This is a genomic window from Gammaproteobacteria bacterium (assembly GCA_013001575.1).
Classification (GTDB): domain Bacteria; phylum Pseudomonadota; class Gammaproteobacteria; order Steroidobacterales; family JABDMI01; genus JABDMI01.
The window spans coordinates 1-11,004 of the sequence record JABDMI010000038.1 but is presented as its reverse complement, the minus strand read 5'-3'; the positions used below and the strand labels follow the sequence as shown (position 1 = coordinate 11,004).

11 protein-coding genes and 1 riboswitch are annotated in these 11,004 nt (G+C 48.7%); of the genes, 6 read left to right on the top strand and 5 right to left on the bottom strand.

Annotated elements, in window-relative coordinates; translation table 11 throughout:
* Both HKN88_03675 and HKN88_03670 read left to right on the top strand, forming a co-directional pair.
* The coding region (locus tag HKN88_03675; GenBank protein ID NNC97154.1) for a response regulator at positions 1-1,704 on the top strand (1,704 nt) is incomplete at its 5' end.
* Between the two features lie 3 nt (positions 1,705-1,707).
* Positions 1,708-2,166, top strand: a complete 459-nt coding sequence (locus HKN88_03670; GenBank protein ID NNC97153.1) for a chemotaxis protein CheW — start codon at positions 1,708-1,710, stop codon at positions 2,164-2,166.
* 33 nt (positions 2,167-2,199) lie between these two features.
* Here HKN88_03670 and HKN88_03665 read toward each other — a convergent pair whose 3' ends face one another.
* Positions 2,200-2,949 (bottom strand): 16S rRNA (uracil(1498)-N(3))-methyltransferase, encoded by a 750-nt coding sequence (locus tag HKN88_03665; GenBank protein ID NNC97152.1) that lies wholly within the window; start codon positions 2,947-2,949, stop codon positions 2,200-2,202.
* Between the two features lie 58 nt (positions 2,950-3,007).
* Between HKN88_03665 and ampD the strand changes: the two genes are divergently transcribed.
* Genes ampD through HKN88_03650 form a run of 3 tightly spaced genes read left to right on the top strand, consistent with a single transcriptional unit; the run spans position 3,008 to position 5,375 of the window.
* Positions 3,008-3,580 (top strand): 1,6-anhydro-N-acetylmuramyl-L-alanine amidase AmpD, encoded by a 573-nt coding sequence (gene ampD, locus HKN88_03660; protein ID NNC97151.1) that lies wholly within the window; start codon positions 3,008-3,010, stop codon positions 3,578-3,580.
* Positions 3,577-4,500, top strand: coding sequence for a regulatory signaling modulator protein AmpE (ampE, locus tag HKN88_03655; protein ID NNC97150.1), 924 nt, complete (start codon positions 3,577-3,579; stop codon positions 4,498-4,500). The genes ampD and ampE overlap by 4 nt, the downstream gene beginning before the upstream one ends.
* Complete coding sequence (locus tag HKN88_03650; GenBank protein ID NNC97149.1) at positions 4,497-5,375, top strand: ABC transporter substrate-binding protein; 879 nt, start codon at positions 4,497-4,499, stop codon at positions 5,373-5,375. Before ampE ends, HKN88_03650 begins: the two co-directional genes overlap by 4 nt.
* Before the next feature lie 6 nt (positions 5,376-5,381).
* Here HKN88_03650 and HKN88_03645 read toward each other — a convergent pair whose 3' ends face one another.
* Together HKN88_03645 and HKN88_03640 are read right to left on the bottom strand one after the other, a co-directional pair.
* Positions 5,382-5,969 carry a cob(I)yrinic acid a,c-diamide adenosyltransferase gene (locus HKN88_03645; GenBank protein NNC97148.1) on the bottom strand — a complete coding sequence of 196 codons (588 nt, stop codon included), beginning with the start codon at positions 5,967-5,969 and terminating at the stop codon, positions 5,382-5,384.
* A 29-nt stretch (positions 5,970-5,998) separates the two neighbouring features.
* Positions 5,999-7,864 carry a TonB-dependent receptor gene (locus HKN88_03640; protein ID NNC97147.1) on the bottom strand — a complete coding sequence of 622 codons (1,866 nt, stop codon included), beginning with the start codon at positions 7,862-7,864 and terminating at the stop codon, positions 5,999-6,001.
* Between the two features lie 113 nt (positions 7,865-7,977).
* A riboswitch (cobalamin riboswitch) is annotated at positions 7,978-8,202 on the bottom strand.
* Between the two features lie 103 nt (positions 8,203-8,305).
* On the opposite strand from HKN88_03640, the gene HKN88_03635 reads away from it, so the two are divergent.
* Positions 8,306-9,103: an inositol-phosphate phosphatase gene (locus HKN88_03635; protein ID NNC97146.1), complete on the top strand. Its 798-nt coding sequence runs from the start codon at positions 8,306-8,308 to the stop codon at positions 9,101-9,103.
* Positions 9,104-9,121: 18 nt separating this feature from the next.
* On the opposite strand, the gene HKN88_03630 is transcribed toward HKN88_03635, so the two are convergent.
* Together HKN88_03630 and HKN88_03625 are read right to left on the bottom strand one after the other, a co-directional pair.
* Positions 9,122-9,898, bottom strand: coding sequence for an ABC transporter ATP-binding protein (locus HKN88_03630; GenBank protein ID NNC97145.1), 777 nt, complete (start codon positions 9,896-9,898; stop codon positions 9,122-9,124).
* A gap of 104 nt (positions 9,899-10,002) precedes the next feature.
* Positions 10,003-11,004: hypothetical protein (locus HKN88_03625; GenBank protein NNC97144.1), on the bottom strand; the 1,002-nt coding region annotated here is incomplete at its 5' end.

The window sequence follows — 11,004 nt, the reverse complement described above, 5'->3', positions numbered from 1 at the left end:
AATGCCAACCTCAACCTGGCCGAGTTGGCTCGTACCGTTCAACGGGTGCGTGAACAAATACGCAAAATGGAAATCGAAACCGAGGCCACCATTTTGTATCAACACCGCGAAGAGAGCGAGCACAGTGATTTTGATCCGCTGGAAATGGATCGCTATTCAAACGTGCAACAAGTCTCACGTGCTTTGGCTGAATCAGTAAACGATTTACAAAGTCTGGAGACCTTACTGGAAAACCAGTTCCGTGAAACTGAATCCTTGCTGTTGCAGCAGTCCAGGGTTATGACCGACCTGCAAGACAATCTGATGCGGGTACGCATGATCCCGTTTGCCAAATACGCGCCACGTTACGCAAGGATCGTCAGACAGATTGCTAATGAGACCGGTAAAGAAGTCGAGCTCAATGTGGTTGGTGCCGATAGCGAGATCGATCGCCAGGTCATTGAAAGAATGCAAGCGCCACTGGAGCATATGATCCGGAATGCGGTTGTGCATGGAATTGAATCACCGGAAGGGCGAGAGAAGGCCGGTAAGGATCCGGAGGGCTCGATTGAATTACGTTTAAATCGTGAAGGCGCACAACTCTTAATGGAAATGGAAGACGATGGTGCCGGTCTGGATCTTGAAGCCATCCACGCAAAAGCCATCAGTCTGGGATTGCTGCACCCTGAGCAAGAAGCCAGTGATGCCGACCTTGCCAACCTGATCCTTAACTCCGGTTTCTCAACTGCCAAAACCGTGACCCAGAGCGCTGGTCGCGGTGTGGGCATGGACGTAGTAGCCAGCGAGATCAAGCAATTGGGTGGCTCCTTGCAAATCACCACTGAAGCCGGCAAAGGCACACGTTTCCTGATGCGTTTGCCCTACACCAGGGCGATTAATCATGCCCTGTTGGTACGCAGTGGCGAAGAAAACTACGCAATCCCAATTCATAAAATTGATGGCGTTGCCAAAATGTCATTCCGTGAACTGCAACAGTTACTCGACAGTAATAATCCGGTTTATGAATACGCCGGTCGCCAGTACGATGTGAAAACTCTGGCCCAGCTCGTTGGTGCTGCAAACGTTGCACTTGACCCGGATGAACAACAACACTCTGTGATTATGGTTACTGGTGGCGATCACCATGCCGCACTGGTCATTAACGAGTTGATCGGTAGTCGCGAGATGGTCATTAAACCGGTAGGTCCACAGATCGCGGCAATTAATGGAATTTCCGGCGCGACTATTCTGGGTGATGGACGCATCGTGATTATTCTTGACCTTGATGCCTTGCTGGGCGTTAAATTGCAAGACATCAAGATTACCGAGGCGATTGTTCCACAAGCAACCCAGCCACTTATTTTGGTGGTTGATGACTCGATCACGGTGCGTCGGGTTACCGAACGCTTGCTGGAACGTAATAAAATGGAAGTTCTAACCGCACGCGACGGTCTTGATGCACTGAATATTTTGCAAGAACATTTACCAGACCTTATTCTGATGGATATCGAAATGCCACGCATGGATGGATATGAACTGGCCGAACACGTGCGTAAAGATGAGCGTACCAAAAACATACCAATCATCATGATCACCTCACGCACCGGTGATAAACATCGCAATCGGGCTATGGAGATCGGGGTGGATGACTACCTGGGCAAGCCCTACCGTGAGGATCAGTTACTGGGTGCTCTTCAGCCACATTTGCAGGAGTTCAATGCCTGATCCATGACTAGCGCTAACGAAATTTACGCTTTACTTGTTCCTATTCAAAGGCAACGTTTGTTGTTACCGCGTACCGCAGTACGCGAAGTTGTGAGATATTCCAAACCCGAGCCGATCGAGAATGCGCCGGATTGGTTGCCGGGTACCATCAATTGGCAAAATAATAAAATACCAATGATCTCGTTTGAGGGCTTGTGTGGAAAAGAAATGCCCGAAGTCAATTCGCGCACCCGGGTAGCGATCATGACCGCTCTTGATAAAGAAATGCCGCATAACGCATACGCAATGTATGTAGAAGGTTTTCCACAACTTATCGGGATTCAGGAAAAAGATCTGGGGGTAGATGCTGAAGCAAAATTCCCGGATAATTGTCCGATTATTTCGCAATTGAAATTATTCAATGATCGACCACAGATTCCAAATCTTGAATACATTGAGAAAAAAATTCTGCAACAGTTGTAAGCCGCTCAATTGAAAAGTTAAGTCCTTTTCAAGCTAATTCAGATCTCCCCACAACATTTGTACAGCGGTCAGGGCAGCGGTAGTGGCAGTTTCTGCACGCAAGATCCGTGGCCCGAGCTTTATTGAAGTAAAACCCTGGTCTTTGGCTAACTGTACTTCATGCTCACTAAATCCACCTACCGGGCCTAATGCCAGGCAAATGTGCGAAGGGCTTTGTGAGTTTTTTATAGACGTTTGCAAGTCTGATAAAGGCCTGGATGCTTGCAGCGCAAAGATCATTTTTAAGTCGCAGTTCAATACAGTTGCTGCATTTAAAGCTGCCTGCCACGGCAACACAGGATTGATCCCGGGCACCATCAAGCGCCCGGATTGTTCAGTGGCATGACGCGCAATGCCTTGCCAATGCTTGATGCGTTTTTCCGATTTTCCGGCATCCAGTTTCACCACACAGTGTTGGGTTAGCACTGGTTGAATGGTTGACACGCCAAGCTCGGTGGCTTTTTGAATGGAATAGTCCATACGCTCACGTCGGGTCACCGCTTGTAGCAAGGTGATAGCCAGTGTTGACTCGTTATTATTTACGCGTTGTTGTTGTATCAGTACCTCAACGCTTTTCCCGGAAATGCTCTGGATAGTTGCCAAATACTCCGCCTCAGAATTAAACACCACACAATGGTCGCCGACTTTGGCTCGCATAACGCGCGCCAGGTGATGACTCGCATCCGCATCCAGTAGGACGGGTGAATTTGGAGTCAGTTTTCCGGAAAAATGCAGTCGAATCATGGTTTATACAAATAATCTAAACAAAGTTTGACACAAGAATTGGTTATCATAGTATGCAATGCAGAAATATCCAATTAATCTTACCTCCGGACTGGTCACCAGTGCCAGGCAGTTAGTCTCGCCATTTTGTGACGCACGTCCACAAGGAGAGCTACCTGAATTAATTGTAATACATGCCATTAGCTTGCCACCCGACACTTATGGTGGAGGTTTTGTCGATGACTTGTTTTGTGGTTGCCTGGATCCTCAGGCACATGCCTATTTTGCCGAGATCGCACATTTGCGCGTCTCCAGTCATTTATTCATCAACCGCGCAGGCGCAGTTACACAATATGTCCCTTTGCATTGTCGCGCCTGGCATGCCGGGGTTTCCAGATACCAGGGGCGTACAGGCTGTAATGATTTCAGTATCGGGATCGAGCTTGAAGGTTGTGACCGGGATACATTCACAAATGCACAATACACAAGTCTGAATGAGTTAATTTTGTCTTTATGTCATAGCTATACTTCATTATCATGGAAGCGAATTGCTGGTCACTCTGATATTGCACCGGGTCGAAAAACAGATCCCGGTCCGGGTTTTGACTGGAATCGATTGACCGCAAAACCTTACGCACAGGAAGCATTATGAATCTACTCGCTTTATTCATTGGTATATTTCTGGAATACACTGCTACGCGTCTTTTCCATTTACGCGCACCGCGTTTTGCCCAGCGGTTCATAGAGCCATGGTTCAAAGTGTTCGGAAAAAACAAACACCAGGATTACCTGATCCTGGTACTCATGTTGATCTTAAGTATTTTGCCGATTGCTTTGGTCGATTATTGGCTGCTTAGCGGTGAGCACGGATTATTACGCTTGATTTTTTCAGTGGTGGTGTTGTTTTTCTCTTTTGGTCCACATGACCTGGTGAGCGATGTTGAAGATTATCAAGATGCATTGGAGACCGTCGACGACTCAGCCGAGCAGGAATTACTTTTACTCGAAGCGGCCATGCCACTTACCGAGATCCGCCAACACAGTAAACTGGAAGCCTGTTCGCGTGTTGTTACCGAAGGTATTTTGGCGCAAGGTAATAAGCGGTTTTTTGCTGTGATCTTCTGGTTTTTGGTTCTCGGACCGGTTGGCGCTGCATTGTTTCGGGTAAGCAATTCCATTCGCCGTGAAAGTTACCGCTTCTCACAAACTGAAAGACCGGTTGCTGCCGCCGCAATGGCAATGAATAAAGTGTTTCGCCAATGGCAGGGAATTCTGGGTTGGGTCCCGGCACGTATGACTGCATTGTGCTACGTCCTGACCGGCGACTATCAAAACTCCATGCAAGCTTTTCGTAATATTCGTTACACCCCGAATGATGACCTGTATGCGCGTAATCAGCAGGTCATGATCCAGACCGGGACTGCGGCCTTGCAAACGCCGGATGCACTGAGCTTGTCAGATCCCGATGTGGCCAAAACCTGTACTGATGACGCGCTGCAACTGGTCATGCGCAGTCTTATGGTCTGGACCGGAATCATCGCCTTGCTGACCCTCGGGGGCGCTCTGCGTTGACCGCAAAAATTGCTTTACGTCTGCTTCAACTATGTCTTGTCTGCGCCTTGCTCGCTTGTGGCGAAAAACAGGTCAGTGAATCCCGTTTGCAACAGAGTTTGTTGAGTCCGGAGAACGCCTATCCACAACGCATCGTCACACTGTCGCCACATTTAACTGAACTGGTGTATTCACTCGGTCTGCAAAATAAGTTGCAGGCCACAGTTGAATACAGTGATTATCCTCAGGCGGCGCAATCCCTGCCGCGTATCGGCGATGCTTTTCGTCTGGATTGGGAAAAACTGCATGAGTATCAACCGGATCTGGTCATTGCCTGGCAAAACGGTAATCCACAACACATCATAGACGAATTGCAACGCAAGAATTATCCGGTTCTGGCCTTGGAGAACCCGTCTTTGTACGAACTTCCAGAACAGTTGATGACCTTATCCGAGCGTATTGGTGGTAAAGAAAAAGCTCAACAGCTAGGCATAAAATATCGACAAGGACTGGAACAATTACACCAGAAATATTCGAGTAAAAAAAACCTGAAAATTTTTTACCAGATCTCTCCCGACCCTTTATACACCGTGAATGGTACGCATGTGATCAGTGAAATGCTGAACCTGTGTGGTGCTCAAAATGTGTTTGCAAACCTGGGCAGTATAGCTGCTCCGGTTAGTGCCGAGGCCGTGTTGGCTGCAAATCCTGATGCCATACTGACTACGCATGAAATGCTGAATGCTGTACGTGAAAAGTGGCAAGCAGGTGGTTTGATCGAAGTAGAGAATATTATCAGTGTGTCAGCCGATGAAGTTGCACGCGCAAGTTTACGCATGCTGGATGGGAGTAAAAATATTTGCACTACACTGGATGTGTGGCGGGAAAAAAATTAATCCAGATTAGCTGTCTTTAGGTTGCTTACCGCGTTTCCACAACACTTCCGAGCCACTTTCTTGTCGGGCCAATACCCGGGCCATGACAAATAACAGATCCGATAGGCGGTTGAGATATTTTGCGCCTTCCGGATTCACCCGCTCGTTGTTCTCAGCGAGCGAGGTTTCCAGATTAATTAAAGTCCAGATTCGGCGTTCAGCGCGCCGACATACAGTTCTGGCCACATGGCAGCGCGCAGCGGCTTCGCCTCCGCCAGGCAGAATGAAATCTTTTAAGGCAGGCAGGTCCTGGTTAAATTCATCCAGAGTGTTTTCAAGACGTTGGGTGAACTCCGGTTTGATCAACACAAAACCCGGAATACACAATTCACCGCCCAGGTCGAACAAGTCGTGCTGGATCTCGGTTAAGGCATCACGCATTAGCGCATCAAGGTTTTTACTGGCCAGTAACAGCCCAATCAGGGAATTCAATTCATCCACTGTGCCATAAGCTTCTACTCGAACAGAGTCTTTACTCACACGTTCGCCATCGCCCAGTCCGGTGGTGCCGGCATCACCAGTGCGGGTGTAAATTTTACTTAATCGATTGCCCATGCTTGTTCCCGTGGTTGAAGCCAGGAATATTAATATTCCATGCGTAAGCTTAACTGATAATTGCGTTCAGCTTGTCGGTATCCGGCCGCCGTGGCGTATTCGGTGTCCAGCAGATTATCAATTTTTCCAAATAAGCTGAGATTGTCGTTAAGTTGCCAGGCAGCCGTCATGTTGGCCAGGACATAACCGCCACTGAGTACCGGTGCAAAGCTCACTGCATCGATGTCGGCACGCTCACTACTGGCAAGCAACTGCAGGCCAAAGTTAATCGCTGCGAAGTCTCGACGTACATGCGTGCTTAAAGTACGCCGCGCGCGGCGCAATAGCAGTGAGTCATCAAACGTATTTTTCGGGCTTTGCATTGTTGCAGTAGTGTCGAGGTTCCAGGCGCCCAAGTGAATTTTATGGGCAAGTTCGATCCCTTTGATCTCGGTTTCGGCGATATTGATATTCTGGAAAATAAAGTTGACCGGGTCAATGTTCACAGATTCGATCAAGTCATCAATTTTGGTTTGAAAGATTTCAAGCTTGAAACCGCCATAATGAGTTTGCCAATCCAGATGCGCGCTTATGCTGGTGGACTCCTCGGTCTTGAGGTCCGGATTGCCGCCAAAGCCATAACGGTCAGTAGCGTCCGGTGCGCGAAAGGCGCGTCCTGAGGTTAAACCGGTTTTTAAATTGCCAGTAATAGAGTAGCCAAGATCGATGTTCCAGCTCAATTGATCACCCGCGGTTTCATGGTCGGTGTAACGCATGGCTAGATTGCTTTGAATATCACCCAGTGGTGCATCAATACTGGCGTAAAGTGCTTTTGCTTCTGTAGGGTCGGAAAAGGCACTTCCAAACGACAAGGAGTCGGCGTCTTCGCGTTCAAAATAGGCGCCGGCAATAATTTCATAATTGTTCACCTGGATGGAGTTTTGCCAATCTACGCTTAGGCGTTCGGTTTCAACTCGGTCTTTTTGGGGTTCGGGGAAAAAGAAAAAATCCAGTTGATTCTGCTCGATCAGATCATTGGCCTGGGCAAGTGTTACTTGGCTTTGCCAGTTGTCACTCAAATTGGAGGTGACCGCCAGTGCGGTGACCGAATTTTGAAAGTCCTGGTCAAGTGGTGCGGTAACAAAATTCAGTGTATCGAATCCATAATATTTGGTGTTTCCACTGGCTTGCCAGTGTTTGAATTCAAGCTCCTGTGCATACACATGCAAACCCGCTTGTAGATTCAGGCTGAGATTATTATGCGCACTTTTTTCCGTCTGGTTGCGTAAGCTGGCAAAACCGTTGGTATCTTGCCAGGCCAGAGTAAAACTCGCAAACCGGCCTTCATCGCGGTAGGTTGAACTGGCCGAGACCTGTTTGTGTTCAAAACTGCCATAGCTCAGGCTGGTGTTAATACTGGACTGTTGGGCATTGCGCGTGATCACATTTATCACACCTCCGACTGCTTCTGATCCATACAGCGCCGAGCGCGGCCCTTTAACAATTTCGATCCGTTCGATAATATCCGGATTTATGTTTTGCAAGGCAGCACCACCAATGGTGCCTGGGTTCATTTCTACCCCATCAATTAGTACCAGTGTGTGATTGGATTCTGTGCCACGCATAAATACCGAGGTGGTTTGTCCGGGCCCGCCATTACGTCCAATTTCGATTCCAGCCACAAAACGTAAAATTTCGGCCAGATCATTGGCGCCTGAGTTTTTGATCTCTTCGCGGTTGATGACGGTTGTGGCAACCAGAACGTCTTGTTGAGATTTTTGGCTACGTGTAGCAGTGACCAGAATGTCATCTTCAACCTCGTCTGCGACCAAAGCAGTATTCAAGGAGAGAATAAAACCTATTAACAGAGCTGTCAGATGGCGCGCATGCGATGCATGTGGTGTTTGTGTAGACATGTATTTTCCATGGTTAACGAACTATTCGTAAATAGATCCGGAACAATGGAGGAGAGGCAGAAGTGATTACCCGGGCGAGTGATCAGTTACAGCCTGTAAACGCCACCCGCGTTCGGACTAATAAGGGTACAGGTCGGTCTCCGGACTTATGATCTCGACATGACATCGATAGCTTGCGCCTTCCCACGTGTTCGACGTAGTGACTGTTTACCGGGGTAAACGTGCAAGCCGCAATCAATTACCGTTGCGGGGGCAGTGCCGGAATTGACCCTAGGGAATTGTCCCATGGTCTCACCAGCTTCCCATGTTCGGGCGAAACCCGAAACACCTGAACCACGCATTCTAAGCCTGAAATGCTCGAGGTCAAGTGGAATCTGAATCAGTTGCGCAGCATGTGCGATAATGCGCGTCTTTAAAATCAAAAATCGCCTGGAAAATTACATGAATGCGCTGGAATCCCGACTAATTAAAGCCAAACAAGCGGCAACTGCGGCCGCCGAGGTTATACGTCACTATTACGACATCCAGCTAGCCGGAAAACTCGAAGTTGAACTAAAATCCGATGCCTCGCCAGTCACCCAGGCGGATATAGAGTCTGAAAAAGTCATCCGAAAAATTTTGTTAGATGCTTTCCCGCAAGATGGTTTTTACGGAGAAGAGACTGGCCAACAAGCCATGGATTCCGAGTTTTTGTGGTTGATTGACCCCATCGATGGAACCAAAAGTTTTGTGCGTGAATATCCTTTTTTCTCTACTCAGATCGCACTTATGCAGCGTTCAAGTAATGGGGACGAATTGGTTCTTGGGGTTTCCAGCGCACCACAATTTGAAGAAATTGCTTATGCCATTCAAGGTCAAGACGCAAAATTGAATGAAAATAAAATTCAGGTCAGCAAAATTGAGACTTTGGAAAAAGCGGCTTTATCCACTGGCAATCTCGGCAGCATTTCACAAAAGCCACAATGGAATAATCTCGGCAAGGTCATCAGTCGGGTTAGTCGAAATCGCGGTTATGGTGATTTTTATCATTACCACTTACTCGCCGCCGGGAAAATTGATGCCGTGATCGAATCGGATCTGAACATTCTGGATATCGCGGCGCTAAGCGTGATCGTGCGAGCTGCCGGTGGCAGGGTTACACAACTGGATGGTGCTCCGGTCGGACTGCAAACCACCCATCTGCTGGCAACCAATGGATTGTTGCACGAAGAGTTGTTACGAGAAATCAACTACGCTTGATCAAGCAAAGCAGTTTGTTTAAACGACTGCGAAATATTGTTGTTTTCCATCGGAGAGTTTGCGAAACCCGGTTTTGTACACATTCTGCAAGGCTTCCAGACTGAGCATCTCGTCCACCTTGCCAAAACACCATTGCGCGTCGTCCATTAAATACAGTATGTGGGTTGCGATGTGTGCAGCGTGATTCACATCGTGCAAAGCGACCACCTGGGTTTTGTTCTTTAGTTTGAGATCCAGAATAAGTTCAATGGTTTGTTTTTGATGTGCCGGATCGAGATGATTGGTAGGCTCATCCCATAAAATAATATCGGGATCCTGGGTCAGAATACGCGCAATGGCCAGGCGTTTGCGTTCGCCGCCCGACAGGGTTTGTACGTCTTGCTCGGCCTGCAGTTGTAATTCCACTTGTTGCAAAGCACTTGTCGTGAGTTCCTTGTCGGATGCGCTTTCCCAATCTAATAATCCGAGGTATGGGTGTCGACCGGATAATGCGTGTGCGAACACACTCATTGGAAAAGGATCTTCGTGTGCCTGGGTTACCAACCCCAGCAGTTGCGCGATATGCTTACGTGAATAAAGTCCAAGCTCCTTTTGGTTAAGCCGGATTGATCCCTGAGTAGTCTTTTCAAGACCAGCCAGAGTATGTAACAGGCGGGTTTTACCGCTGCCATTTTGACCCAATAAACACACCACCTGGCCAGGCTCGAATATTGCCGTGAAATTTTCCAATAAGGTTTTTTGCCGTCCTTGTGCGCCAACAACAATGTCCAGATTGTGACAAGCCAAATGAGCCATGCAGTCTTTCACCTATTACAGTTCGCCGAAAATCAAAATAAAAGAAGTCGAACATAAAAAAAGCCCGAGTGTCTCGGGCTTTCAGTGTAACGTGTTTTCCAATATTAGTGCAGTTGTCGGTTACGCGAACGACGTCGTTGTGGTCGACTTTGTTCGCGATCCGAAGCGCGTGGTGTGGACTGCGCCGGAGGCGTACTTTGTGGTCGTTGTTGGCGAGGCGGCGGTGCCGACCTGGCCGGGCGTGTACGCTGACCATCAGCTCTGCGTGCGCCACGCGCCATTTCTGCATTACTGCGACGGCGGGCGTGCTCAGCACCGACTACATCTGCACGAGCACCTGTTGTGTTTTCTGCATTGCTTCGCGCTCCGCGGGCTTGACTGTTATCACGGCGGTCCGGACGTATTGTGTCATCCTGGCGATGACGCAAGCGGCGCGGATTGCTCACTGGCGCAGGACCTTGTTCGTGCCTTTGCCGGCGGCTCTCATTGTCGGAACTTCGGTCTTGCTGGCCGTCACGCTCACGGGCACGGCGACGCGCACGATCATTTTCGCGACTTGGTACTACTCCGTCTAAACCGCGTTGTGATAAACCTTCTCGACGGGGATTGTGGCGGCTATCGCGTCTGTCATTTCGATCCGCCGCACCGCGGGCACGACGATCGCTAGAGGATATGGCTCCGGTATCGGGTTCGATCAGACGATCACGGTGACGATAGCGCACCTGATTATGATGCCGACTATGGTCATGTGAACGATAGTGGGTGTGTGAAAAATAACTGCGATGCAAGGGGCAGTAGTAGCCGTAACCGCGACGATATGCACCGTATGCGCCATAACGTCCACTACCATAGCGATAGTAATAGCCGTAGAAAGGATCGTAGTAATAGCCCACAAAGCGGCTGTAATGCGGGTCGTAATAGGCGTCGTAATACGGGTCGTAATTCGAGCTGTAATAAGGGTCACGATAAGTATCGTAATGTGAATCGTAGTAAGGGTCGTGGCTGCCTGTGCCTTTGTAAACACTTCCGTATACCGCACCGCCACTCGAGCGATAAGCGCCATCTTCATAAGGATCAGTGGCACAAGCGCCCAAGCCTAAACTCAA

Coding starts and splice junctions, on each gene's coding strand:
- HKN88_03665 (NNC97152.1), bottom strand. CDS start 2,949: ATGATTCGACTGCATTTTTCCGGAAAACTGACTCCAAATTCACCCGTC.
- HKN88_03670 (NNC97153.1), top strand. CDS start 1,708: ATGACTAGCGCTAACGAAATTTACGCTTTACTTGTTCCTATTCAAAGG.
- HKN88_03635 (NNC97146.1), top strand. CDS start 8,306: ATGAATGCGCTGGAATCCCGACTAATTAAAGCCAAACAAGCGGCAACT.
- HKN88_03640 (NNC97147.1), bottom strand. CDS start 7,864: ATGTCTACACAAACACCACATGCATCGCATGCGCGCCATCTGACAGCT.
- HKN88_03630 (NNC97145.1), bottom strand. CDS start 9,898: ATGGCTCATTTGGCTTGTCACAATCTGGACATTGTTGTTGGCGCACAA.
- HKN88_03645 (NNC97148.1), bottom strand. CDS start 5,969: ATGGGCAATCGATTAAGTAAAATTTACACCCGCACTGGTGATGCCGGC.
- ampE (NNC97150.1), top strand. CDS start 3,577: ATGAATCTACTCGCTTTATTCATTGGTATATTTCTGGAATACACTGCT.
- ampD (NNC97151.1), top strand. CDS start 3,008: ATGCAGAAATATCCAATTAATCTTACCTCCGGACTGGTCACCAGTGCC.